Source organism: Bradyrhizobium sp. C-145 (genome assembly GCF_023375135.1).
In the GTDB taxonomy this organism is placed as follows: Bacteria; Pseudomonadota; Alphaproteobacteria; order Rhizobiales; family Xanthobacteraceae; genus Bradyrhizobium; species Bradyrhizobium zhanjiangense.
In genome coordinates this window covers 4,021,415-4,046,233 of sequence record NZ_CP088150.1, presented here as the reverse complement: position 1 = coordinate 4,046,233, position 24,819 = coordinate 4,021,415, and the positions used below count along the sequence as shown (strand labels likewise).

25 protein-coding genes and 1 pseudogene are annotated in these 24,819 nt (G+C 63.4%); 10 read left to right on the top strand and 16 right to left on the bottom strand.

Going from position 1 to position 24,819, the window contains the following annotated elements; genetic code table 11:
- The first annotated feature begins 220 nt into the window (after positions 1–220).
- A complete protein-coding gene (locus LRP30_RS18820; RefSeq protein WP_249761323.1) occupies positions 221–3,991 on the top strand; it encodes a vitamin B12-dependent ribonucleotide reductase in 3,771 nt (1,256 codons plus the stop codon).
- 202 nt (positions 3,992–4,193) lie between these two features.
- A complete protein-coding gene (locus LRP30_RS18815) occupies positions 4,194–5,078 on the top strand; it encodes an HNH endonuclease (RefSeq protein WP_249761322.1) in 885 nt (294 codons plus the stop codon).
- Between the two features lie 923 nt (positions 5,079–6,001).
- Here the strand turns inward: LRP30_RS18815 and LRP30_RS18810 are convergent.
- Positions 6,002–6,403 (bottom strand): DUF4145 domain-containing protein, encoded by a 402-nt coding sequence (locus LRP30_RS18810; RefSeq protein WP_249761321.1) that lies wholly within the window; start codon positions 6,401–6,403, stop codon positions 6,002–6,004.
- A gap of 201 nt (positions 6,404–6,604) precedes the next feature.
- Between LRP30_RS18810 and LRP30_RS18805 the strand changes: the two genes are divergently transcribed.
- Together LRP30_RS18805 and LRP30_RS18800 are read left to right on the top strand one after the other, a co-directional pair.
- Positions 6,605–7,165 carry a phasin family protein gene (locus tag LRP30_RS18805; RefSeq protein WP_249761320.1) on the top strand — a complete coding sequence of 187 codons (561 nt, stop codon included), beginning with the start codon at positions 6,605–6,607 and terminating at the stop codon, positions 7,163–7,165.
- A gap of 246 nt (positions 7,166–7,411) precedes the next feature.
- Positions 7,412–8,425 (top strand): hypothetical protein, encoded by a 1,014-nt coding sequence (locus tag LRP30_RS18800; RefSeq protein WP_249761786.1) that lies wholly within the window; start codon positions 7,412–7,414, stop codon positions 8,423–8,425.
- Positions 8,426–8,559: 134 nt separating this feature from the next.
- On the opposite strand, the gene LRP30_RS18795 is transcribed toward LRP30_RS18800, so the two are convergent.
- Together LRP30_RS18795 and LRP30_RS18790 are read right to left on the bottom strand one after the other, a co-directional pair.
- Positions 8,560–9,240 (bottom strand): hypothetical protein, encoded by a 681-nt coding sequence (locus tag LRP30_RS18795; RefSeq protein WP_249761319.1) that lies wholly within the window; start codon positions 9,238–9,240, stop codon positions 8,560–8,562.
- 2 nt (positions 9,241–9,242) lie between these two features.
- The gene (locus tag LRP30_RS18790; protein ID WP_249761318.1) at positions 9,243–10,283 is read right to left on the bottom strand and encodes an acyl-CoA desaturase; all 1,041 of its coding nucleotides are present in this window, start codon (positions 10,281–10,283) and stop codon (positions 9,243–9,245) included.
- Positions 10,284–10,487: 204 nt separating this feature from the next.
- Here LRP30_RS18790 and LRP30_RS18785 point away from each other — a divergent pair, with 204 nt between their 5' ends.
- On the top strand, positions 10,488–11,285 hold the full coding sequence (locus LRP30_RS18785; protein WP_249761317.1) for a transglycosylase SLT domain-containing protein: 798 nt from the start codon (positions 10,488–10,490) through the stop codon (positions 11,283–11,285).
- A gap of 266 nt (positions 11,286–11,551) precedes the next feature.
- Here the strand turns inward: LRP30_RS18785 and LRP30_RS18780 are convergent, their stop codons facing one another.
- The 5 genes from LRP30_RS18780 to LRP30_RS18760 all read right to left on the bottom strand — a co-directional run bounded on the left by LRP30_RS18780 (position 11,552) and on the right by LRP30_RS18760 (position 15,944).
- Positions 11,552–12,058, bottom strand: a complete 507-nt coding sequence (locus LRP30_RS18780) for a hypothetical protein (RefSeq protein WP_128934136.1) — start codon at positions 12,056–12,058, stop codon at positions 11,552–11,554.
- A gap of 402 nt (positions 12,059–12,460) precedes the next feature.
- Positions 12,461–12,742: a hypothetical protein gene (locus LRP30_RS18775; protein WP_128941963.1), complete on the bottom strand. Its 282-nt coding sequence runs from the start codon at positions 12,740–12,742 to the stop codon at positions 12,461–12,463.
- Between the two features lie 267 nt (positions 12,743–13,009).
- On the bottom strand, positions 13,010–13,660 hold the full coding sequence (locus tag LRP30_RS18770) for a cell envelope biogenesis protein TolA (protein ID WP_249761316.1): 651 nt from the start codon (positions 13,658–13,660) through the stop codon (positions 13,010–13,012).
- A 375-nt stretch (positions 13,661–14,035) separates the two neighbouring features.
- A complete protein-coding gene (locus tag LRP30_RS18765; RefSeq protein WP_249761315.1) occupies positions 14,036–14,437 on the bottom strand; it encodes a VOC family protein in 402 nt (133 codons plus the stop codon).
- 100 nt (positions 14,438–14,537) lie between these two features.
- A complete protein-coding gene (locus tag LRP30_RS18760) occupies positions 14,538–15,944 on the bottom strand; it encodes an adenylate/guanylate cyclase domain-containing protein (protein WP_128941960.1) in 1,407 nt (468 codons plus the stop codon).
- A gap of 212 nt (positions 15,945–16,156) precedes the next feature.
- On the opposite strand from LRP30_RS18760, the gene LRP30_RS18755 reads away from it, so the two are divergent.
- Complete coding sequence (locus LRP30_RS18755) at positions 16,157–16,498, top strand: zinc ribbon domain-containing protein YjdM (protein WP_249761314.1); 342 nt, start codon at positions 16,157–16,159, stop codon at positions 16,496–16,498.
- Between the two features lie 8 nt (positions 16,499–16,506).
- Here LRP30_RS18755 and LRP30_RS18750 read toward each other — a convergent pair whose 3' ends face one another.
- The 4 genes and pseudogenes from LRP30_RS18750 to LRP30_RS18735 all read right to left on the bottom strand — a co-directional run bounded on the left by LRP30_RS18750 (position 16,507) and on the right by LRP30_RS18735 (position 18,639).
- Positions 16,507–17,427, bottom strand: a complete 921-nt coding sequence (locus LRP30_RS18750; RefSeq protein WP_249761313.1) for a DMT family transporter — start codon at positions 17,425–17,427, stop codon at positions 16,507–16,509.
- Between the two features lie 306 nt (positions 17,428–17,733).
- Positions 17,734–17,985, bottom strand: a complete 252-nt coding sequence (locus tag LRP30_RS18745; RefSeq protein ID WP_249761312.1) for a hypothetical protein — start codon at positions 17,983–17,985, stop codon at positions 17,734–17,736.
- A gap of 170 nt (positions 17,986–18,155) precedes the next feature.
- A complete protein-coding gene (locus LRP30_RS18740; RefSeq protein ID WP_091888093.1) occupies positions 18,156–18,362 on the bottom strand; it encodes a hypothetical protein in 207 nt (68 codons plus the stop codon).
- A gap of 107 nt (positions 18,363–18,469) precedes the next feature.
- Positions 18,470–18,639, bottom strand: a pseudogene (locus tag LRP30_RS18735) (Flp family type IVb pilin).
- Positions 18,640–18,976: 337 nt separating this feature from the next.
- On the opposite strand from LRP30_RS18735, the gene LRP30_RS18730 reads away from it, so the two are divergent.
- Positions 18,977–20,287: a hypothetical protein gene (locus tag LRP30_RS18730; protein WP_249761311.1), complete on the top strand. Its 1,311-nt coding sequence runs from the start codon at positions 18,977–18,979 to the stop codon at positions 20,285–20,287.
- A 5-nt stretch (positions 20,288–20,292) separates the two neighbouring features.
- Here the strand turns inward: LRP30_RS18730 and pdxY are convergent, their stop codons facing one another.
- From pdxY to LRP30_RS18715, 3 genes are all read right to left on the bottom strand, one after another.
- On the bottom strand, positions 20,293–21,111 hold the full coding sequence (gene pdxY, locus LRP30_RS18725; protein WP_249761310.1) for a pyridoxal kinase: 819 nt from the start codon (positions 21,109–21,111) through the stop codon (positions 20,293–20,295).
- A 17-nt stretch (positions 21,112–21,128) separates the two neighbouring features.
- Positions 21,129–21,794 (bottom strand): FMN-binding negative transcriptional regulator, encoded by a 666-nt coding sequence (locus LRP30_RS18720; protein WP_249761309.1) that lies wholly within the window; start codon positions 21,792–21,794, stop codon positions 21,129–21,131.
- 103 nt (positions 21,795–21,897) lie between these two features.
- Positions 21,898–22,530, bottom strand: a complete 633-nt coding sequence (locus tag LRP30_RS18715) for a TetR family transcriptional regulator (RefSeq protein ID WP_249761308.1) — start codon at positions 22,528–22,530, stop codon at positions 21,898–21,900.
- Positions 22,531–22,627: 97 nt separating this feature from the next.
- Between LRP30_RS18715 and LRP30_RS18710 the strand changes: the two genes are divergently transcribed.
- The 3 genes from LRP30_RS18710 to LRP30_RS18700 all read left to right on the top strand — a co-directional run bounded on the left by LRP30_RS18710 (position 22,628) and on the right by LRP30_RS18700 (position 24,426).
- Complete coding sequence (locus tag LRP30_RS18710) at positions 22,628–23,293, top strand: class I SAM-dependent methyltransferase (RefSeq protein WP_249761307.1); 666 nt, start codon at positions 22,628–22,630, stop codon at positions 23,291–23,293.
- A gap of 219 nt (positions 23,294–23,512) precedes the next feature.
- Positions 23,513–23,857 (top strand): multidrug efflux SMR transporter, encoded by a 345-nt coding sequence (locus tag LRP30_RS18705; RefSeq protein ID WP_249761306.1) that lies wholly within the window; start codon positions 23,513–23,515, stop codon positions 23,855–23,857.
- Positions 23,857–24,426, top strand: a complete 570-nt coding sequence (locus LRP30_RS18700) for a TetR family transcriptional regulator (RefSeq protein ID WP_249761305.1) — start codon at positions 23,857–23,859, stop codon at positions 24,424–24,426. The genes LRP30_RS18705 and LRP30_RS18700 overlap by 1 nt, the downstream gene beginning before the upstream one ends.
- 19 nt (positions 24,427–24,445) lie before the next feature.
- Here the strand turns inward: LRP30_RS18700 and LRP30_RS18695 are convergent, their stop codons facing one another.
- On the bottom strand, positions 24,446–24,763 hold the full coding sequence (locus LRP30_RS18695) for a hypothetical protein (RefSeq protein WP_249761304.1): 318 nt from the start codon (positions 24,761–24,763) through the stop codon (positions 24,446–24,448).
- Between the last annotated feature and the right edge of the window lie 56 nt (positions 24,764–24,819).

Genomic DNA, 24,819 nt, shown 5'->3' with positions numbered 1-24,819 from the left:
ACGCATGTCGGGCGCATCCCCTTGGGGGCGGATGGGTCTGGGCATGCCGGCGGATGTGAGGTGCGTGCACCGAACAATCGCGCCGGGAGAACAAGGGCCGGGTCCACCGGCTGAACTGCGATGCCCAGAGGCCGAACGGCCAAAAGGACTCGCGAAGCGAAATGTGACCGGGACGCCTGAACGGAGGCGGTTCGGTCAAAGATAAGGACGGGGCAAGACCATGCGGATTGAGCGGCGCCACACCACGGTAGGACAGTCACCTTATGCGGGAATCGATTTCCGGCTGACCACGTCGGAGATTCGCAATCCCGACGGCTCGGTCGTGTTCAAGCTCGACAATGTCGAGGTGCCGACCGAATGGTCGCAGGTCGCCTCCGACGTGCTGGCCCAGAAATACTTCCGCAAGGCCGGCGTCGCCGCGCGCCTGAAGAAGGTCGAGGAAGAGTCCGTCCCCTCCTTCCTGTGGCGCTCCGTGCCCGACACCGAGGCGCTTAGCCTCCTGCCCGAGAAAGAGCGCTATGTCAGCGAGCTCAGCGCCAAGCAGGTGTTCGACCGCCTCGCCGGCTGCTGGACCTATTGGGGCTGGAAGGGCGGCTATTTCTCCACCGATGGAGACGCCCAGGCCTTCTACGACGAGCTCCGCTACATGCTCGCCATGCAGATGGTCGCGCCGAACTCGCCGCAATGGTTCAACACCGGCCTGCACTGGGCCTATGGCATCGACGGCCCCGGCCAGGGCCATTATTACGTCGACCCCTTCACCGGCAAGCTGACCAAGTCCAAGTCGGCCTACGAGCATCCGCAGCCGCACGCCTGCTTCATCCAGGGCGTCGGTGACGACCTCGTCAACGAAGGCGGCATCATGGACCTCTGGGTCCGCGAAGCCCGCCTGTTCAAATACGGCTCCGGCACCGGCTCCAACTTCTCGCGCCTGCGCGGCGAAGGCGAAAAGCTCTCCGGCGGCGGCCGCTCGAGCGGCCTGATGAGCTTCCTCAAGATCGGCGACCGCGCCGCCGGCGCCATCAAGAGCGGCGGCACCACGCGCCGTGCCGCCAAGATGGTCGTCGTCGACGTCGATCACCCCGACATCGAGACCTATATCGACTGGAAGGTGAAGGAGGAGCAGAAGGTCGCCGCCCTCGTCACCGGATCCAAGATCAACCAGAAGCACCTCAAGGCGGTGCTGAAGGCCTGCGTCAACTGCGAAGGCTCGGGCGACGATTGCTTCGACCCCGAGAAGAACCCGGCGCTCCGCCGCGAGATCAAGCTCGCCCGCCGCAGCCTCGTGCCCGACAATTACATCAAGCGCGTCATCCAGTTCGCCAAGCAGGGCTACAAGGACATCCAGTTCGAGACCTACGACACCGACTGGGATTCGGAAGCCTATCTCACGGTTTCGGGTCAGAACTCCAACAACTCGGTCTCACTGAAGGACGACTTCCTGCGCGCCGTCGAGACCGACGGCGACTGGAATCTCAACGCCCGCACCTCCAAGAAGGTGACGAAGACGCTGAAGGCGCGCGACCTCTGGGAGAAGATCGGCTACGCCGCCTGGGCCTCGGCCGACCCGGGCCTGCACTTCAACACCACGATGAACGACTGGCACACCTGCAAGGCGTCCGGCGACATCCGCGCGTCCAATCCGTGCTCGGAATACATGTTCCTGGACGACACGGCGTGCAACCTCGCCTCCGCCAATCTGCTGACGTTCTACAACACCACGACCAAGCTGTTCGACGTCGCGGGCTATGAGCATCTCTGCCGGCTCTGGACCCTCGTGCTCGAAATCTCGGTGATGATGGCCCAGTTTCCGTCGAAGGCGATCGCCGAGCTCTCCTACGAGTTCCGCACGCTCGGCCTCGGCTACGCCAATATCGGCGGCCTCCTGATGACCATGGGCCTGCCCTATGACAGCAAGGAAGGTCGCGCGCTCTGCGGCGCGCTGACCGCCGTGATGACCGGCATCACCTACAAGACCTCGGCGGAGATCGCGGCCGAGCTCGGCACCTTCCCCGGCTACAAGAAGAACGCCGCGCACATGCTGCGCGTGATCCGCAACCACCGCCGCGCCGCGCATGGCGAGGCCTCCGGCTACGAGGCGCTCTCGGTCAACCCAGTGCCGCTCGACCACGCCTCGTGTCCGCAGGCAGACCTGGTCGCGCATGCCAAGGCGGCCTGGGATGCGGCGCTCGCGCTCGGCGAGCAGCACGGCTATCGCAACGCCCAGACCACGGTCATCGCGCCGACCGGCACCATCGGCCTCGTGATGGATTGCGACACCACCGGCATCGAGCCCGACTTCGCCCTGGTGAAGTTCAAGAAGCTCGCCGGCGGCGGCTACTTCAAGATCATCAACCGCGCGGTCCCCGCAGCGCTGCGCGCGCTCGGCTATCGCGAGAGCGAGATCGCCGAGATCGAGGCCTATGCTGTCGGCCACGGCTCGCTCTCCAACGCGCCGGGCATCAACGCCTCGACCCTCAAGGCCAAGGGCTTCACCGATGAAGCCATCGCCAAGGTCGAGAAGGCCCTGCCGACCGCCTTCGACATCAAGTTCGCCTTCAACAAGTGGACCTTTGGCGAAGACTTCATCCGCGACCAGCTCGGCATCGGCGCTGAAGCCATTGCCGCGCCGGGCTTCGACCTGCTCCAGGCCGTCGGCTTCACCAAGCGCGAGATCGAGGCGGCCAACGTCCACATCTGCGGCGCGATGACGGTGGAAGGTGCCCCGCACCTCAAGGCCGAGCACTATCCGGTGTTCGACTGCGCCAACCCCTGCGGCAAGGTCGGCAAGCGCTACCTGTCGGTCGAGAGCCACATCCGCATGATGGCGGCTAGCCAGCCCTTCATCTCGGGCGCGATCTCCAAGACCATCAACATGCCGAACGACGCCACGGTGGAGGACTGCAAGTCCGCCTACATGCTGTCATGGAAGCTCGCGCTGAAGGCCAACGCGCTCTACCGCGACGGCTCCAAGCTGAGCCAGCCGCTCAACTCGCAGCTCATCAGCGACGATGAGGACGAGGACGAGGCGGTCGAGCAGCTCTACGAGAAGCCGATGGCCGCACGCGCGACCCAGGTCTCGGAGAAGATCGTCGAGAAGCTGGTCGAGCGCATCATCGTGATGCGCGAGCGCGAGAAGATGCCGGATCGCCGCAAGGGCTACACCCAGAAGGCGGTCGTCGGCGGCCACAAGGTCTATCTTCGCACCGGCGAGTATGACGACGGCCGTCTGGGCGAGATCTTCATCGACATGCACAAGGAAGGCGCGGCGCTCCGCTCCTTCATCAACAACTTCGCCATCGCGGTGTCGCTCGGTCTGCAATACGGCGTGCCGCTGGACGAATATGTCGACGCCTTCACTTTCACCCGCTTCGAGCCGGCGGGCCCCGTGCAGGGCAACGACAGCATCAAGTACGCGACCTCGATCCTCGACTACGTCTTCCGCGAGCTCGCGGTGAGCTACCTCTCTCGCTTCGACCTCGCCCACGTCGATCCCAACGAGACGGGCTTTGACGCGCTCGGCAAGGGCGTCGAGGAAGGCAAGGAGCCGGACGAGGACGGCGGCCACCACGCGACAAAACTGGTCTCGCGCGGCCTCACCCGCTCGCGCACGGACAACCTGTTCGTGATGCGCGGCGGCTCGACCGCGGTCTCGCAAGGCAACGACAGCGCGCCTGCCGGCGGCAATAAGGTCACCGCCCTGGCCTCGCACGGCACGTCAGCCCGCGTCGGCGACGCCCTCGAAGGCGCCGTCGCCCTGAAGCAGGAAGCCAGCCACGACCTCTCCCCGACGGAGAAGCTCGAGCAGCTGCAGTGGAGCAAGGCCGGCACCGCCGCAACCGCCGCCCCCAGCAAAGCCGAGCGCCGCGCCGAGGCCAAGGCCAAGGGCTACGAGGGCGAGATGTGCTCAGAGTGCGGCAACTTCACGCTGGTGCGGAATGGGACCTGCATGAAGTGCGATACTTGCGGCAGCACGACGGGGTGCTCGTGAGGCGTGAGCCCATCATCACAATAGTCGTTATCGAAGGGCGGCCGAGAGGCCGCCCTTTTTGTTGCTGTGACCACCTCCACATCGGAAACGTCACTTGACGTCTTGCGCCGAGACAAGCTCAACTAGAGCAAGAACATGCACGCCGACCTCAACTACATTTCGCGAAACAAGACATTACCTAAAAACGTAACTCGGCAGCACCATGATTGATCTTCCTGCTCTCAAACCCACCACGAAGCGCCGAGTCATTGATCTGGTCAGTGAGACCGGCATCGATGTAAGCGAATGGAGCAACTTCAAAGGCGACAATCCCGCTGAAAATCCGAATTTTTGCTATAACTGGTCATTCCGAAAGCCGGGCGCGCACATTGTTGCGCTGTTCTTTCATGAGGACCTGACTGTCGTCGACGATGAGATCGTTCACGACCAGAACATACGCCTCCGAGACGGACGGCTTGGTGGTAGAGGCGCCGCCCAATGGAAAAAGCGCGCAACAGAACTCGATGAAAATCTGCAGCTCGCTTATCGCGAAGGTCTGCCGGTAAGAGCAATAATTCTCGACGGCAACAAGCGCGACCATCTAGATTCTGAAGCTGAATCTTCAAAAGTCGCAAAGCGGCTACTGGACTCAACACCATGGGCTGTCACTCAGTACGACATGGCAACCGGCCGATGCGTGGTGGTTCGCGGTGCAATACCAGCGAATTCAGCCGAACAAGACGACCCTGAGATTGAAGGTTTCGAGGGTGACGAACGTAAGCGCTACATCCTTCACCGCCGAAGAGAGGCATCTCTTCGAAAGAAGAAAATCATGGCTGCGCTCTACGAAAATGGGGGAGTGCTGAAGTGCGAAGTGCCCCGTTGCGGCTTCGATTTTGCCAAACAATACGGAGTTCTTGGGAACGAGTTTGCACACGTTCATCATCTGAAGCCCCTTAGCGAGGCTCCGCCCGAAGGTCGGCCAGTAACATTGAAGGAGCTGGCGATCGTCTGCGCCAACTGTCACGCAATGATCCATCGAGGTGGAAAATGCAGGCAACTGGATGAACTGATCCCGATGGCCCAATCCCGAATATCCGACGGATGACGTCTGGTAGATCGGCTCTGTCGAAATAGTCGATTCCTCGCCCCTCGCTGCTGCTCATGCGCAACTGCGGCGACACCTGGTGGACGGCCGCCGAGATCCAGAGCTTCCTGAGCAGATCAAGGGCCGCGAGGTCCCGATGGCCAGCATCTCGCCGAGAATAACGGCGTAATCACCCGCAGCGGCCACGAAATCGCGCTGTCAGAACGCGCGAGGGAGGACGTCTTCAAGTGATTCCGGCAGTAAACCCCCAGTATCCCTGTTCATTAGTGGAGGAGAACGGCTGAGTCGCCTTCCGGTGACTCTTGTTTTCTTGATAACTTGCGTTTTGTGCGACCACCGATTCGGACTGGCCCCCTCCCTTCATCACAGGTTTGGGCGCTGCACTGCTAGGCCCCAAGGGGCGGCGGCCTATTCCGCCATCGGTGACATAGGAGGACCTGATGAAGGTTTGTCCGTTGCACATGCCCGTCCGGGTGACCGCCTACGTGCGGTTCCGGTTCGGAAGGTGGGAGCACGTTTGCTCGCACTGTAGGGGACTGCCGAGCCGTTGAAGCCGGCCCGGCAGAACTTCTCCTAAACCCAGGGGTCGCCTACGGGCGGCCCCTTCCCATTTCTGGGGGTTGCCCAGAAATCCAAGCCCCGACCAGGGAAAAGGTTCGGTCGGTAGAAACTGAGTGTGAGTTCAATGGCGAGTCGCTCTCGCCAGAGCCTCGCTGGGGACATGTTACCATCTGGTTAAGATGGACCACCGTACGTCCTCCGACTGCGTTGACTCATCGAGTCGGTCAACTTGTTGTTGACTCGTTGTAGTGCGGCTTTTCCACCGGTACAACCCCTGTACCAGCCTTTCCAGAAGCCTTTGACACCACCCATGAGACAATTATGGGCATTCTGACACCATTTGGTACCACGGCTGGTGCAACCTACCTATGAGCCCTGAGCCGCTTGATGATGTCCTTGGTGCTCTCCCCGCGGTCCTTGAACAGGTCCTCCAGAGCACGCTCGTACAACTGGTAGGTATCGAGCATTGCTGCTTGTGACACCTTGGAGCTGTGTACACCCAGGTTTCCGATAGTACGTAGTGCATGCAGGGTCTCCGAGTGCTCGGTGGTGCCAACCTTCTTTGCGAACATGTCGATGCGTGCAGAGAGATCCAGTGCACGCCGCTTACCAAGCTTCGATGGGTCCTTCTTCTGGATGCGTGTCTTCGCGACACTGAAGTGGTCCATCATTCGCTCCAAGCTGGTACGCAGGCGTGATGCACACACGCTGTAGTCCACCCAATACAGCCCGTAGGATGGGTGGAGCGTAGCGATACCCATCATTGCCCGACGCCAAGTGATGGGTTTCGCAAGGGCTCAACCCCTCCTACGCGCTGGATCGACGCCTTTTTTGCCGGATGCATCGAAGATGCAGCGGCAAAATCTCACCACACGGCCGCCACGTAAGCGACAGCCCACAATCGCGATTTCAGCGCAAACGCGACGGAGGCTCGCGGCTTCAGCGATATTCAGGAGCCATTTGCAATGTTGAGTGCGGTAGAAAACAAGCCAACGGGCAAATCCGGCCGGCGCGGCGGGAAGAAGAAGGCCAGGCAACGGTCCGGGGCCGACGAGCAACACGCAACTGCAGCGCATCAATTGCCGGATGCCTCGGCGGGGATCAGCCAAGAGAACAGGCAAGAGACCAAGCAAGAGGTAGAGGCGAGCCGACAGAGCAGTGCGGAGGTACCCTCGGCTGCCGCCTTGCCGTCCGGGATGGAGATCGTTGCCAGCGCGCCCGTCGCACCGGTGGAACCCTCCCAGGCCAGCCCGCAGGCGATTGCCGATGCCTATAGCGGCTACGTCAGGACCTCCGTTGAGCACGCCTGGGCCTTCCTGGGAAAGCTCGCGACAGCGCGCTCACCCGTCGAGGCCTTCGAGCTTCAGATGGAGTACGCGAAACAGGCGTGTGAATCGTTCGTCGCCGAGTCCCAGAAGATCGCCGGGTTGCATGAACAAATGACCAGACAAAGGGTCATGCATTTTGAGGGGTTCGTGGCCAGGCTCACCCAGACGACGCTCGAAATCCGCGCGACGCGTCACTAACGACAGCTGCGTATTTCGACGGTGCGGGGACAGGATGCCCGTACGATGGGCACGTTGATCGGCTTCGCTCCGCTCGACTCATACTGCGAACTGCGCTTTGCGCAGTCGCGGTACTAGCCCCTACGCGCTCACGCCCGCCCCGCTCCCGCGCCCGCCATAACTTTTCCTTTGCACACGCGTTGTGTTGGACAGCGGCGAGACCTATCCTTCCAGTGATCGGACTGCCTCCCATTGACGGCCGACCGGATGGAGAGCGCATCGGTGCCTGAAACGAACGACCCCAAGCCTGAGACCGACAAGCCTGATACCGCCAAGGCGGATGCGCCCAAGCCTGACACTGCCAAACCGGATGAGGTGCGCGCCGACGGCGGGCTGACGCGGGCCTACGACCGGATCAAGAGCGCAGAGGAAGACCTGGCGCGACTGGACCGGCTGGTTTCCGGAATGGAACGCGACAGCGAAGGCCAGCGCACCTCGCACGCAACCGCCGGTAGGACGGCAGCCGCAACTTCCGGAAACAAGGCGCCGACGCCGGATGCCAAAGTTCCGAATGCCGGAGTTCGCGATCAAGGCTTGAAGGGAGATCGGACCATGGTGCGCGCTTTGGTTGGCCTCGTGCTGGCGATCGGCCTTCTCGGTGCCGCCTTCGCTTCGCAATATCGCGATGAAGCCAAGTCGATCAGCCAGTCGATCATGGCGCGATGGGCTCCGCCGGCTGTAAGCCCGCCCCAGCAAGCGTCCGCGGTGGAAAGTCCGGCGCAGCCGCCGACCGTGCAACTGGCTGCTGCGGATGAGCCGAGCCCGGTGCCCGCGCCGCCGGTCGCCAAGGACACGGAAAGCGCCGCAAAGCCTACCGCCACAGCGCCAGCGCCAGACCCGTCATCGTCTGATCTCGCGCAATCGCTCAAGGCCATCACGAGCGAGCTTGCGAGCATCAACGGGAAGCTCGAGCAACTGAAAAGCCGCAACGACCAGACCCTGCGCGAGCAGGCCGACACCATTCAACAGCTCAAGGCGGCGCAGGAGAAGGATGCAGCGGACAATGCGCGCCTCGCCGCGCAGGTCCAGGCGCTGCAAACGCAACTCACCGCGTCATCCGCGGCTGCAGCCACCAAGCCCGTCGCGCGGAGCGTGATGAACAACGATGCGCATGCCCGGCCGCACGTACCGGCGGCCGAACCCCGGCGGCCCAGACCGCCACGAGGCCCCTGGATGCCTCCGCCCTATATGGCCGACCCTTACGGCTATCCGGATTGGTGAACCCGCAACGCGCGGGCTTGTTTCCCGAAGCCGCGATTGGATTTGAAGCCCGTAAGGGGGTAGAGCCCTTGCGAAACCCATCATTCGATGATCGACGTTGATGGGTTTCGCTAGAGCACACCCCATCTTACGAGCTACCGAAGCATTCGAAGCGGCTCGAATGACGTACTCAGGCTGACGAACACAGGCTCGGGAGTCAAACTGGTGACACCAATTCTGAGTTCGGGAAAGTAAATGTGAAACATGCGATCGGTCTGGCCGCTCGTGACATCCGTGAACTTGACCTCGCCGCGGTACACGGCAAGCGCACACGATCCGATCGTCGTTTCCCCGGCCGAAACGAACGTGTAGTCGACGCCCTGCTCGACCTGCCGCGCCGTGCCGTTCCGATACTTGAAGGTCCAGGAGACCTTGTATGATACGCTGTGCCGGTGATCGTTGTCCTCGATCACGATGCCGGAGTACCTGTGCTGCGCTTCCTGATCCGGTACCTTGTCCACCGTGGATGTTAGGGAGGATGCGATTCCGAATCCGTTGATGGTTTCCGCCTTGCTGATGTTGATGCCATGCGGTGTGGTCTGCCGTGTCCAGAGCACCGCCGTTTTCCCGGCTTCCCTGTAGACCTGATAGGCTTGCTCAAATCTGTCGAACCTGACGACGAGCTCAACCGGGACTGTCGTAGACTTGATCTTGCTGCAGTCCATCGACTGCGCAAGGACCACCGTCGGCACCCCGAACAGCACCAGAGCGACAACGTTTACGGCAAGTCGCCTGTGCAAATGAGCTCCGCTTCGGTTTCCGGGAATAGCGCGCAAGTCTACCTTCCAGCCGAGCGAAGGTCTTCTGCGACGCCGTCGAATGCGTTCTGACTCGCGACGGCCCCACCCTGCTGCGCATCTGGCACTGCAGATCGCCGGCGCGCGCCGACCCCGAAAATGTCGTGCACCAGCCCAAGCTTCCCCAGCCCCAGGATGATCAGGCCGTTGATGTCGATCTCGTACCAGGCGTGCGAAAGGTAGGCGTCGCGCGGAAAGCGGTGATGGTTGTTGTGCAGCCCTTCACCAAAGGTGAGGATCGTGGTCACGAATTCGTTGGTCGTGCCATCATTGGTTTCGAAACGGCGGTAGCCGTAGCGGCCGTCGCTGTGGCAGACCGAGTTCACCAGCGAGGTGGCCATGGTCATGATGTAGCTGCGGAACAGGCCGGAGAACAACACGCAGCCGATCATGCTGTGCACGCCGCCGAACGCGTAGCCGATGGCGCCGGGAATGATCACCGCCGACAGCGCGTACCAGTACCAGCGAGTCCTCGTGAAGAACATGGCGATCGGGTCGGCCAGAATATCCCTGGCGTAGTGTGCGCCATCGGTGGTGGCCTGGTCCCACACCCAGCCGCCTTGCGCATGCGACATCCCCTTGAGGAAGCTCGCATAGCGGTTGCCGAAGCCGTCATAGTAAGGGCTGTGGACGTCGCCGGGCTTGTCGGAGTGAAGATGGTGCCGGCGGTGGTTGCTCACCCACTTCAGGATCGAGCCCTGCACCGCCAGCATGGCGATCGCGGCGAGGATCGTCCGCATCACCGGACCGCAGCGAAAGCTCCGGTGCACGAAGTAGCGATGCATGAAGCCGATCCCGACCGTGGTCAGCAAGAACATGCCGACGAACACCGAAACCTCGACCCAGCCGATGCCTTGCCAAAATGCCCAGACTAGCGCCGCGATCGAACCACCGATCATGAAGCCGAACGCGATGTAGGAATCGAGAAACTTGGCGTCGACCAACGGGCCTTCGACAACCACTCCCGGTGGCATTTTCGGGTCCGCACCTGCCTCCGGCACCACGCCCTCGATTACGGTCATTTCAGCCGATCCATTTACACAAAATTAACTGTTCTGCGGCGCAACGTACAACCGGGGGTTATTTCTCGCAAGGATTGGAGCGGCCGTAGCAGCACGGAGCCGGGACCTGAAAAGGCACGGTCGCGTGAAATGAAGCGAGATTTTAGGGCGGGCGGACAGCGTTAACTAAGTCCACAGGCTCCGCAATTTACGCCCACAGCGCACATGCCAAGGAAAAGCAACAGCCTCCTCCCTCGCCTTCGCAGCGTCCGGCGGGCCGCCCGGTGGGCGCGGAAGAATTTCGCGCGCGCACCGCGGATGGTTCGGATCGCAGGCGGCGTGGCGATGCTGCTTGCAGCCATCGCGCTTCTGAACATCGTCGCTCAAATGGTCCGCAAGCCGACCGAGCTGTTTGTCCTTGTTGGCCATTCCCTCGACAAGGAGCCAGCGGAGACTTGGGCGAGATACGGGCCGCTGTTCCGCAGGCATTCCACCGCTGCGATCACGCCGGAATTGCTGGCCGCGCTGGCACAGGTCGAGAGTTCAGGCAACCCGGTGGCACGCACCTATTGGCGCTGGCGATGGAGCTTCAATCCGCTTTCGATCTACCGGCCTTCTTCCAGCGCCGTCGGTCTTTTCCAGATGACAGATCCCGCTTACGCCGAGGCCGCGCGGTCCTGTGTTCGTGGCAACGCGGTCACGGAGACCGGTTGCGGGTTCACCAGTCTCTATATCCGCACGATCCCTGGCCATGCCGTCGAGCTGGCATCGGTGTATCTGGACCGCCAGGTGGCCGACGTTCTCGCCCGCACCGGCGGTGTGAAGGCAAGCCCGCAGCAGAGGCAGGATCTGGCCGCCTTCATCCATCTCTGCGGCGCAGGTCCTGCCACAGCCTACGCACGCCGCAAGTTTCAGATGCTCGCCGGCGAGCGCTGCGGCGATCATCTGGTTGCGGCCTACGTTGCCAGGGTCAACGCGATGAAACGGCAGTTTCAGCGCCTTGCGGCGGATGACGGCGATTAGCGGCGCGTAGCCCGGATGGAGCGAAGCGAAATCCGGGGTCTTGCTCCAAGCTGCACTGGTCCCGGATTGCGCTCCGCTCCATCCGCGCTACGGGCGCTTGCCGCGAGTGACGGCGATTAGATGATGCGTTTCGCAAGACCGTAGGATGGGCGGAGCGACTTGTCCGCCGTAGCTCGACGAGCGGAAGCGATACCAACGACGCTGGCGCGCGACGACGGGTTTCGCAAGAGCTCAACCCATCCTACGAACTACGCTCTATGCCCGCCTCACCGTATCTCGCTCATCGTCACCTGGGCGGCGATCCCGCCCAGCTCGGGCTCTTGCGGCTCAAGCTCCTCATCAGAAGATGGACCGACCGAGACTTCGACCATTCTGCGCTTGACCTGTTCGCATGTCTTGCGGACGTCTTCGGTGAACAGCGCGCATTCTTCGATGCGCTTGAAGATCTTCCGACCCTCTTCACGATACCCCGCCGCCGTTTCTCGCATGAAGGCGATCGCATCATGGACCTGGGCTGTCAGCGCCTCGCATTTTTGCGCAGCGTCGATCAACTCGGTGCCCATGGCCTCGATTTCTTTCGCAGCGGACTCATAGTCGCGAATGACCGCCTCTGCGCTCAGCGCGCCGACGCGCGTCACGCCCGCGGTGTGCTCGACGTAATCAGGCAGAGCAATGGAAGTAATCGAGCTTCCCGAGCGTACCGACGATATGTCCGCCTCGAGTTGGACCAGGTTAACGCCGTCCCGTCTGCGCAATTGTTCAACACTTGCCATGATTGATCCTCTCAATACGCGCCCGTACCCCTTAACAGTATTGGGTGTATTACGGGGATAAATGCCATTCTACCCCGATGTGTCCTTGACAGTCTCAGGTTTGCCATTTTTTCCTAGCCGCTGACGTCGCACGCAGCGATGTTGGACTTGGATGCGTTCAACCTCTCCGGATGGCCAGAATGGGAGGTGCGCAAGGGCTTGAGCTATCGAGCGAAAATGAGCGCTTACGATCGGTGCAGGCGCGTAGCAAGCGTAGCCCGGATGGAGCGAAGCGAAATCCGGGGTCTTGCCTCAAGCTGCGCCAGTCCCGGATTGCGCTTCGCTTCATCCGGGCTACAGGCGCCAGTCAATTCTGCGTCCGTCGCTGGCCGAACTCCACATGCCGCAGAACGTGATGGTTGTTCACCACCAGTATGGCCACCGCCACCCTTCATAGCGAACCCACGATGAGACCAGCGGCGGACCGTAGGGATCGACCCGGTCGTCTTCAGGACGATAACGATATCGTGGAACGATATAATAATCCCACGGCGTTGGCCTGAGCACGGGCGCCGTGACGATAAGTCTCTGCTGGGGTTCGCGAACGACTTGCGCCTTGCGCGCCCGGGCTTCAGCCCCTGACATCCCAAGGCTGCTCAGCACCAGGGCCGTTCCGAGCGCACACGCGATGGTCATTTTCTTCATGCGTTGGCCTCCTTCCCATAAGAGTGCTCAAGGACGCAAAGCAAGGCAAGCCAATTCGCGCGCGACTTTGCTGGAATGACCGATGGCGGCTCCATCGTCATTGCGAGGAGCTCTTGCGACGAAGCAATCCAGAGTCCCTCCGCGGAACCAGTCTGGATTGCTTCGCTGCGCTCGCAATGACGAAGAACGCAGCGAGCGTACATCCGGGGAATGCTTCGGGGCGAGAGTCCCGGATATCGCTTCGCTCATCCAGGCTACTTGCACCGCCTACTCCCGCGCCCGACGCAGCGCCTCCTCCAGCTTCCTCCTCTGCTTGTCCCACCGGCCCTGCTCCGCCTCGGCGCGTTCATCGATCGCAGTTCGTTCTGCCTCGATCTCCTCCGCCCGCGCCTCGTGCTCGCGCTTCGCCTTGTCGAGTGTCGCCTGCGCAATCGCGACCGCCTTCTCCCGCTGCGCGCGCTCCTTGGCGCGGGTGGCCTCTTCCTTGCGGCGCTCGGCTTCGCGCCGCCGCTCTTCTCTCTCGAAAGCCGCGGCGGCCTGGCGGGCTTGTCGATCGTCGATCTTGCGGGACGGCTTCTTTGCGGTCTTCTCCGCGCGCTTGCTCGGCTTGGGCTTACGTTTGGGCTTGGCCTTGCCTTCGTCGGCAAGGTCGGTCGGCAGCTCGGCGCTTTCAGTGAACGGGCCGTTCGAGCCGACCGGACGCCTGAGCACGACGCCGGGGCTTGCCATGGTCGCCGCAACGATATCGGGATCGTCGGTCTCCTTGGCGACGCCCTGATGGAACAGATTGGAGCTGGCGCCCCAGGCCTCCAGCGCCGCCTTCATCGAGGGCGCGGCGACCGCCTGGTCGTAGAATCCGAGCGAGGTCTGGTAGGTCTTCAGTTTTCTTTTCGCTTTGATTTTCGGTTCTCTTGGCATGTCGCCCCGCGGCCCGGCGACGCATCATCTCCCCATCGCACCGGCGCCATCCTGGCATAGTGCCCCTGTTTTGCCCGACGAGTCAAACTATATTTCGGGATCACCGAAATCGGCCCGCGTCTGCGTGTCCCCGCCTTGCCCGACGGGTCACATCATTTCGGGCGCGCAGAAGTGTGAAATCTCAAGGTGTTCCCTACTGTGCATGGGGTTGTTTTCGCACTTTTGTTTTGACGGGCACTCCCGTCCTTCCACCGTCAGTGCGAGCGTAGCGAAGCAATCCAGGGTCGTTCTGCGGAGGCAGTCTGGATTGCTTCGTCGCACCAGCGCAAAATTGCTACGCAATTTTGTCGCGGGCTCCTCGCAATGACGGTGTCGCTACGCACCGAGCAACGCGTCATAGCCCTGCGCGCTGAACGCCAGCAGACAGAACCCGTGCCCGAACGGATCGGCCAGCATGGCGATCCGCCCATACGGTGCATCGCTTGCGGCAACCTCCAGGATCGCGCCGGCGCGCAGCGCGCGTTCGACGGCGGCATCGACATCATCGACGACGACGTCGACATGCACCGGCGTCCAGTGCCGCGCGTAGCGGCGGCGATCGCCGCCGGCGCCCATCGTGCCGGCCTGCTTGGTGAGCAGATACACCGGCGCCGGCCAGCCCAAGAGCTCGACGAAATCGGCGCCGAAACGGCGGCCGACCGTCAGGCCGAACGCGGCGGTGTAGAAGGTCGTCGCTCGCGCGACGTCGGGAACGTCGATGTTGAGGAGGAAGGTCATGGCGGGAAATGTAGCTCGGATGGAGCGTCAGCGTAATCCGGGATGGCACCGCACCTCCCGCCTCGGATTTCGCTGACGCTCCATCCGGGCTACGCAAGCCTCACGGGATCTCGTACACCGACACCTTGTCCGCGATCCCGCTCAGCGCGACGCTGCGGCGGGTCGGGTTGAGGCCGCCGGCGTCCAGCAGCGTCCGCGTCTCGGCGTTGTCGACCACCGCCTCCGTCACCACGATCGCGCGCGAGGCCGCCAAGCCCTGGACGCGGGAGGCGATGTTCACGGTCTGGCCGAAATAGTCCTGCTGGCCGTTGAGGGTGACGGCGAGGCATGAGCCCTCGTGGATGCCCATCTTGAGCAAGAGGCCCTGGTGCTGGCGCTGGGCGCCGAGCTCGCTCATGGCCTCGCGCATGCGGATCGCGGCCGCAATGGCGCGATCGGGCGTCTCGAAGGTCGCCATCACGGCATCGCCAATGGTCTTGACCACGGCGCCCTGCTCGGAGGCGATGATCTCCTGCAGCAGGCGGAAATGCTCGTTGACGAGATCGAAGGCGACGAGGTCGCCGACATGCTCGTAGAGCCCAGTGGAGTCTTTCAGGTCCGAGAACAGGAAGGTCAGGCTGAGGATCTTGAGGCGCTGGCCGATCGCGAGCGTATCGGTGCGGTAGAGATCGCGAAAGGTCTGGTTGGTGAGAAGGCGCTTTGCGGTGAGGCTCGGCTTGCGCCGGGTCAGGAGGTCATCGAGCCGCTGGTTCATCACCCACACCGCGGGCAGCACGCGGCCGTCGGTGCGGTTCTCGAGCGTCAGCCGCAGCGGTCCCGGGCGCAGGCTTACGGCGTCGACTGGAACCTCGGACTTGTTGAAGATCAGCGACAGCGTTTGGCGCTCGGCCGTCTCCTCGCCCTTCACCTCGATGTATTGTGCCGTATGCGTCACGGGATCGAACACGATCAGCATGCCCGGCTGCACCTGCAGGGAGAGAATGGCGCGCTCGCCCGGCGGCAGGTCGACGGATTCCAGCGTCAGTTCGCGAAGCAAGCCGTCGAGGTCGGGCGGAAGCTCGATCGCCGAACTCCAGAACACCTGACGGTAATATTCTGCGAGCGGCAGCTCGTCGGCATTATGCGCGGCGATCCTGCGCACGCGCGGGCTGACCGCGAAGGTCACCTCGACCAGATTGTCGAGCGTCGTCTCGTAGCCGGCGGCGCAGAAGGCGCAATGATATTGCGGGCTGTTGACCGTCTTCAGGCTCTTGTTGGCCGAGAGCACGCCGGCGCAGCTCGGGCACATCACGTTCCAGGTCATCTCGAGGATGCCGAGCCCGACCGCATGCAGCAGCCCCGCGATCACCTGCTCCTCGCCGAGTTTGGCCGTCCTTGCCAGATGCAGCGCGTTGATCTTGCACAGAGCATGGTCCGGCCCCTCCCGCACCATGCGCTCGAGCATGTCGACGACGGGCGCATCGGCCGACTGGCGCAGGACACCGAACAGGGTTTCGATCTCGCTCATGCCGTGACGCTACATGGAAGGGGGTGACGCGGACATCCGCTTTCCGATCAGCTATGCCTGGTGAGGCAAAGCACAAGCCATAGCCGTCAATTGCTGCGTCACGATGATGGGAGCTTGCGGGGCCGCAGCAGAGGCCGGATTTTCCTTGATTTCCCCGTCCCCGCCCCTACGGTGCGCCCGCCCACAGGGGCCGAACAGGGGATGAATCGACGATGGACGATGCCGTGAAATGTCCGAGCTGCAACTCCGAGCACGCCTATCAGGACCGCGGTCTCTGGGTCTGCCCGGAATGCGGCCATGAATGGAGCGGCACGGCCGATGCGGCCGCGCCCGAGGCAGGCGTGCGCGATGCCAACGGCAATGTGCTGGCTGACGGCGACAGCGTCATCGTGATCAAGGACCTCAAGATCAAGGGCTCCTCGTCGGTCGTCAAAGGCGGAACCAAGGTCCGCAACATCCGCCTCCAGGACGCCAGCGACGGCCACAACATCGCCTGCAAGATCGATGGCATCGGCGCGATGAATTTGAAATCGGAGTTCGTGCGGAAGGCGTAAGTTCGCGCCTAACTTTGCCGCTGCGCCAGGTAAAAGCCGCACAGCACCGTCACCAGGCCCGCGGCCTGGAGTGCCGTCGGCGGCTCCCCGAGCAAGAGCCAGCCGACCAGGAGCGTCAGCGCCGGCACAATCGCGGGGAATACCGCGGCCCGGGCGACGCCGAGACGCTGGACGGAGACCGCGTAGAGATAGAGCGCGGCGGGACCTGCGAGCACGCCCTGCGCCAGCGCCTGAATCGCGTTCTCGGTGATGTCGATTGCGGCGATGCGGGCAAGCCCGCCGGTCGCGAGATAGATCGGCAAGAGCAGCAGCGACAGCACGTTGATGACGAGCGCGGCCGACACGGCGGAGACGCGCCAGTGCCGCAGCAGCGCGCCGAAGCCCGCGAACATGAATCCGGTGAGCACGAAGATCAGATCGCCCTGCACGCCGTCGGCGCCGATATGCCCGATCGATTCCGCGCCGATCACACCGAGACCGCCGACGATGACGACAGCGCCGGCAAGTCGCGAGGCGGAGATCTTCTCCTTCAGGAACAATGCGGCGAGCAGCAGGCCGCCAAGCGTCGCGCTGGAGGGCTGGATCACGCTGCCATGGCCGAGCGGCACGAACAGGAAACCGGTGTAGGAGATCAGCGCCATCACCGGCCCACCCAGCACCATCAGCGCAAGGCCCCTGCCCCAGCCGATGCCGCAAAGATCGGAGATGCCGGCGCGGAAGACCAAAGGCAGGAACGCGATCCCTGACCAGACATAGCGATGCACGAGCAGATCGACCGGCGTAAAGCTAAGTTTGAGGCCGTGCCGCGTGCCGACGAAGCCGAGCGCCCAGAATAGCGCTGCGGCCAGCCCGCAGACGACGCCGAGCAGCGCCGGCGCCGCGTCGTTCTTCTGAATGAGAGCGTCAGCGCCGCTCGTCCGCTGATCCATGGGAGAAGCCTTATGTCAGCGGGCCAATCCGCTCAACCCATGTGGTTGCAGGGCAAGCAACTGTTAAAAGGATCACGCTCGTTATGAACGAGCACACATAACCGGCGCCTTCAAGCGAATTTGTTCGCGGCCGGTTTCTCGATCAGCGCGTCGTGGCGCAATTTTCTTGTCCGCGCGATGATCGCGGCACGAGAAGAGATCGCAGCAGCCCCCTGCGCGCAGCGCATGCGGGCGATCGTTCATGATCGCATGTGGCGGCGGGTCGCGCACACGGCGAGACCCGCCTGCCCTTCATGCGATGTCAGCTCAGCGGGCTGCGCCCGTCGTGACGTCCGCGGTCTTGACCTTGCGCGAGCTGAGCACCTTCACCTGGTGCGCCGAAGCAACCGTCGTGGGCGCCGCGACCTGCTGCTCGACATGGCCGGCCCCGAGCACGCCAACCTGGACGGGGGAGACCGGAAATCCATTGGCCTCATAGGTCGGCAGCTCAGCGGCGAAAGCCGAAGTAGCGCCCGCGATCGTCAGGACGGCGGCGGCGATCGTCAAAGTCTTGTTCATTGGTGGTGCTCCTGATGGAAGATTCGGAGCACATTTAAGCGCGTTTTGCTGCATTGCGACATTCGCCGTTGCATTGCAACATCGCATGTAGCGCATGGCGATATGTTTAACGCGTACAAAGCCTTGGCCGAATCATGCCGGCCGCGACATGGCGCTTTTTTGGGCGGTGATCAGCCACCGAGCACGTTGCCCCAGCCGTCGAAGAGGTAGGCCTTCCAGGCCACGGTTCCATCCTCGCGCGGCCGGCTGGACTGCCGGTAGTCATCGGCCTGATCGGCGGTCCAGGTGATGATCGTGTCGGACAGACGATCATGCAGGATGGCGGGCTCGGTGGGATCGAAGGCGTCCATGGGACGAAGCGAGGAATGCGTGCTCATGGGCCGATCAACGCACGGCGCTGCGCAAAGTTGCCGCGAGGCGTCAGGCAAGACACCTTGTCACAAGACACCTTGTCAACAGCCCATCGCGAAAGCCTTGTTATCGCCTATTTCAGCGCGGTCGCGAGCGACTGCAGTTTTGCGACGAGATTGGTGCCGGCGCGTAGATGATCTCGATGATCGCGAGTGCGATGCCGGCTGCGATCAGACCGTATTCGATCGCAGTGGCGCCGGATTCATCGGCGACGAATTCGGCCCATTTGCATTTCGACTTCACGAATGCGTCCTTTCCATTCTACCGGACGTTGCCGGCGGGCGAGTAGTGTCACCCTAGCAATCCACGATTGAGTAAACTCGGATCGCTCAATTTGACGACAAAATGGGCTTGCCCGCGCAGTCGCACATGGAACGCCACGGAACCCGCGTTGCAACTTCGCAACACCCCTTCGAAAAGCCTGTTTTCGTTCAACTACGCCATTGCGCCGCCACACCGTCTTCCGAACAATCGACGCGCTGCGTGCCTTTCCGTGCAAGTCTGTTCGCATCAAGACTGTTTGCATCACTGACTGTTCGAACAAAACGGGTTCGAACAGAACCGTTTGGAGGCAGGGATCATGAATGATCGGCGGTCTCTTCTGGTGGCGGTCTCATGTCCCTCGGCCGTTCTCGCCAGCTGGCTCGTGCTCTCCCTGTCTGCCTACGCGCCGGCCCTCATCGAGCACAGCGGCGCCAATGCGGCTGCTGTCTCGCGTGCGAAGGATCTCGATCGCCTCGACCTCGCCGACGTCCCACGCGCTGCGACCATCGAGGACGGCGTCGCCTTGACCGCCGAGATCGCTGCTGCGGCGGCGAGCCTGCCAACCGTTGAAACGGCAGCCGCGCCGGAGGTGCCCGTCCCCGTCGTCCAGCTCGCGTTGGCAGATCCCGCGCTAATATTGCCGGCGGAGCAGCCCGCACCTCAGATTTCACCTGAACCGGCCCCCGGCGTCAGCGAGGCTGCTAGCGTCAGCGAGGATCCGCCTGCGCCAACGCCAGAGCCCGTCAAACTCGCATCCGCCGATCCCACCGAGATCGTGGCCACGGACGCATTGTCCCCAACGGCGATCGCGAGCGGACCCGCCCCGGCCGCAAGCAAGGCGCCGCCCGCGGACACCATCGCCGTGCTCGACGAATGCTTCGTCGTGGACGCCTGCATCGACCGCTATCTCTGGGCGCTCTACCAGCGCACGCCCAAGGAGGATTCGATCAAGGTCGAAGAACGCCGCCCCGTCACCGTCAAGCGCAAGGGCAGGACCGTGACTGTGATGCGCAGCTTCACCAAGCTGGTCGACGAGGATTTCGGCTGGAAGGATCCGAAAGCGGCCGACCACGCCGGCATGTCGATGATGGATTACGTCATCGGCGGCATGGACAAGAGCTTCAAGCGAAAACTGTTTCGCACGCTGCTCGCAGCCGAGGCCGCCGGGCTCTCGCCGGGCATCACCAGCGCGTTCCGTGACGACTATCGCCAGTCGATCGCAAGCGGCCTGAAGGCCGCCTCCGACCGCTCCTATCACGGCGGCAGCACCCGCGGCGGCTACGGCCACGGCATGGCGGCGGACATCGTCAGTACCCAGGGCAGCAACCGCGCGCAGCGCTGGGTCTCAACCGAAATCCTGTGGAAGTGGGTCGACGCCAACGGCAAAGCGTTCGGTATCGGCCGGCCCTATCTCGGCCGCGATCCGCCGCATGTCGGCCCGATCGACGGCCAGGAATACATCTCGCGCCGGGGCACGGCGGACCGCAAGGAAGCTGCCAACGCGAAGCCCAGGAAGGTGCGCGCTGCGGCCCATGCAAAGCCGCCCAAAGCACAGGCCGCTCGCGAGCAGAGGGGCCCGGCAAAGCCGCAGAAGGCGGCGCAATCGGCCGGCAAGCGCGCGACCTGAAGCCGTTACGGCTCGCGGCCCGGCGGCGGTAGCGGCACGAGACGCATCTCGGCTGTGCCCGCCTTCTGCGTGCGCACCAGCACCGCGAAGGTGGTCTCCACCGCGCGCCGCACCGCCACCTCGGTCGCCTCGCCCTTGGCCAGATGCGCCGCGATCAGACCGGTGAGGAGGTCGCCGGTGCCAAAGGGACGGATCGGCAGAAGCGGCGTCGCAAAGCGCGACAACCGGCCGTCGGCGCAGAGGATCGTTTCCAACTGTCCTTCGGGCGTGTCCGCGAGCGTGCAACCGGTGGCGACGACGTCGATGCGGCCCTGTCCCACGAGCGCCCCGCACGCCGCACGCAGGCCTTGCGCATCGGCAATCGTGAGGCCCGCAAGCAGCTCGAGCTCGAACCGGTTTGGCGTGGTCAGCTTCGCGGCCGGCAGCAGCCGATGCCGGAGCACGTCCAGGATTCCCTCGGCGACATAGACGCGGCCGTCGTCCCCGATCACGGGATCGCAGAGATAGACGAGCTTCGGATTGCGGACCAAGGCCCGCTCGACGAAGTCGGCAACGACGGCGGCATTGCCGGGCGAGCCGAGATAGCCGGTGACGAGCACGGCCGCCTCGTCGACGAGATCGCGCTCTTCAATCCCCCTGAGGAGATCGGCGACCAGCTCGGTCTCCAGCACCCGCCCGCGCAGACTCGGATAGCGCGGATGGTTCGACAGCAGCGTCGTCGGCACCGCCGCGACATTCACACCCTCCGCTTGCACGGCATAGGCAGCCGCGCTGTTGCCGACATGGCCGTGGACCACCTGGCTTTGAATGGAGATGACGAGCATGAAGGAAGTCCGTAAGGTCAAACATCAGACGAGGCAAGGTTTGACGGGATCTCGTACTTGAGCTCCGGTGGCAGCGCTTGCATCCTGCGCGCCAGCCGCCGGTGCCCTGTCTCCTCCGACCGCGCCAATCGATCTGCGACTGCGACATGGTCCGCATCGCTCTTGTGCTGATTGAGCTTGGCCTGGCCCTCGACCTGATCCACCACGAGATCGATGACGCGGATCGCAGCCAGCATGCTCTCGCGCTTGCCTGGCTCCATCTGCGCGAGATCCCAAGGTTGCTTGGGCAACCGCGCCTCGGAGACGGCAAGCAGCGCATCGCCATGTCGGCGATTTTCGTCCAGCCCGCGCAGATGCGCCACGCCAGACAGGTGCACCGCCTCGTAGAGCCAGGTCGAGACGTTGTCGCGGGAGGCATACCAGTCGTTGGAGACGTAGGCATCGTCGCCAGCAACGATGAGCAGGAATCGCCTGATGCCGTCCGCGAGCGGCACGAGCGGATTTTTGGCGGTGAAATGGATCTGCACGATGGCGCGCCCGCCGCGCTCGCCGAGCACGAACGGCACGTGGGAGGCCCGCGGCCCGCGCTCGTCCGCCGCCACGATCACGCCGAAGCCGCGTCGCCCGGCAAATTCCCGCGCGCGCTGCTCCTCGATGCGGAACTGGGGACGGAGGACATGCATGGCGCGGCGCTCGGTGATTGGATGAAGGACGATACGAGGCTAACCCATGATGCGGCGAATTCCGAAGAACAATCGGCGCGCAAACGCCGATGTCAGCAACGCCTCAGCGCCGCGCCAGCCTTCTAAGATAAGAGCAGAACATGTCGGCCATGGCATCGGCATAGCCTGCGATCTCCGCCTCGCTCCGCGTCTCTTCCGAAAAACTCTTGCCGACCGCGCTGAGCGTCGTCGTGATCAGCTCGCCGGCGAGGCTGCGCGTCGCATCCGAGGCCTTGGGCAGCGCCTCCCGCATGAAGGAAGCGACGATGCCCTCGCCGGCTGCCCGTGCCTCATGCGCCTCGGGCGCGTCGCGATAGAGCGGTGCGGCATCACTGAGCGCGATGCGGATCGCAGCCTCCTCGCACTCGGAGCGAATGAAGGCATGGACCAACGCGCGTAGCCGCGCCGGCGGCGGCCTCGCCCGGTCCGCGAGGATGCCGGCGAGCATCTCGCTGGTGCGTCGCCACTCGTCGCTCTGGAGGCGGAACAGGATCGCCGCCTTGTTCGGAAAATATTGATAGAGCGATCCGACGCTCACCCCGGCCCGCTCCGCCACCCGCGCCGTCGTGAAACGCTGCGCCCCCTCCTTCGCCAGAACCTGAACAGCGGCATCCAGGATGGCCGCCACCAGCCCGGTGGAGCGGGCCTGTTGAGGCTGTTTTCGCGAGGAAATTGAACGGCTTCGACGGTCGGCCATGGCGCCTGCGAGCAATGCGAATAGGAAATGTGACGAATTAGTCGTATTTCGATCTCCGCGCAAGCACGCGCTTCGCCGCGAACTCTGGAGACACCAAATGACTACCCCAACCATCACATTGCTTGCGCCGCTGCTGGATCGACTGTTCAACGAGGCCGAAGCAGCAAGCGGCGCAACGCTGGACGCCGTCGCCGATTTGTCCGATGCCGACCGGGCGCGGATGTTGCGGAGCAAGACCGCCTACCGCGATCTCTATGGACGCCTGAAGGACGCCCCGCTCGCGGTCTCGCGCGAGACTGGTACGTTGCTCTACATGCTGGCGCGCAGCTCCCGCGCCAGGACCATCGTCGAGTTCGGCACCTCGTTCGGCATCTCGACCCTGCACCTTGCCGCAGCTCTGCGCGACAATGGCGGCGGCCGCCTCATCACCAGCGAGTTCGAGCCGTCCAAGGCGGCACGGGCGCGGGACAACCTCTCGGCCGGCGGAGTGATCGATCTCGTCGAAATCCGCGACGGCGATGCGCTGAAGACGCTCAGTACCGATCTGCCTGATACGATCGACCTCGTGCTGCTCGACGGTGCCAAGGCGCTCTACTCCGATATCCTGGATCTGCTCGAAGGCCATCTCAGGCCGGGCGCGATCATCGTCGCCGACAATGCCGACGACAGCCCCGACTATCTGGCGCGCGTACGTGCGCCCGGAAGCGGCTATATGTCGACGGCCTTTGCCGAAGACGTCGAGCTCTCGATGCGGATCGACTAAGGCCCGCATCGAACCATCAGCCCCGGGCCGCCGCGCGATCCATCGCGCGGCGGCTTCGTGTTGTCAGCGACCTGTCTTGGAAACTCCGGTCCTGGTGCGTTCCGCATCTGTCGCAGCCCCGTCACTCACACGTGATACCTGCTCCCGGCAAAAGCCATGTTCCCGCGTGCTAAACATACCTACCGCGCGGTATCTTTTCGCGCTTACGTTTGAGCTCTCATGACATCCGCCTTCAATGCTTACGCCGCGCTTGCCCTCGCCATCGTCTTCGAGGTCACCGCCTCCGCCTTCCTGCAGCAATCGGCGCAGTTCACCCGGCCATGGCCAACGCTGGCGATGGTGCTGTTCTACGTCGCCTCATTCTATGCGCTGTCGGTCGCGATCCGCGTCATTCCCCTCAGCATCGCCTATGCGATCTGGGGCGGGGTCGGCATCATCCTGACCGCCACGGTCTCCTTCGTGCTGTTCCGTCAGATGCTGGACGCCGCCGGCTTCGTCGGCATTACGCTGATCGTGTCCGGGGTCGTGATCATCAACCTGTTCTCGGAGACCACGGTGCATTGATGCCGGAAAGCCGCTACACCCGCGCTAAGCAGCCCGAGCAGGTGCGGCGCGCCCTGCTCGACCACGCTGCTGCCATTGCCATGGACCATGGCGTCTCCGGCGTCACGGTGCAGGCGGTCGCCGCGGCGGCCGGCGTCACCAAGGGCGGTCTGTTTCATCATTTCGGCAGCAAGCAGGCGCTGATCGAGGGCCTGTTCGCCGATCTCCTCGCCCGCGTCGATGCCGAGATCGACAGCGCCATCGAGTCGGATCCCAAGCCGCGCGGCAGCTTCACGCGCGCCTATGTGAATGCGGTGTTCACCGGCAAGGCCTTCGGCTTCACAACGCCCTGGGCGGCGCTGAGCATGGTCGTCGTCACAGATCCGTCGCTGCGCCGGCTCTGGAATGACTGGATCAAGGCCCGGCTGAAGCGCCATCGCGCCACCGATAGCGCGCCCGATCTTCACGTCATCCGCCTCGCCGCCGACGGCGCCTGGCTGTCCTATGTCACGACAGGCCAGACACGCATGAGCGCCGACCTGCGCGCCGTGCACGACCGCCTGATCGCTCAGACCTATCGACGCGCTTAGCCGGGATTCAGGGCGACAGCTATTGGCCCTGCACCGCTTTGGGCGGACGTGGCGATGATCGCGGCGGTTTTGCGCCGGGCTTGGCCGCAGCACGCGGCGGCGGCTCATCGACCGACTCCAGATAGGCGGCAAGCGCCTTGGCGGAATCGGAACTGGTTGCGTAGTGGTCCTTCAGGAACCAGGTCAGCGTCAGGCTGAAGCGTCCCTTGGCAAGGCCCCGAGGGGTGCGGTGACAGGTCGCGCAACCGTCGGCAAAGAGCTTTGCGGGCGACTTGCCGGCGTCGAGATTCTGCGCGGCGGCAACCGTCGCCGTCAGGACGGCGGCAAGAGTCGTCAAGGGCGCGATCAAGCCGCGCCCCGGTCGAAACAGCGAAATCAATGTTGTCCCCTAGC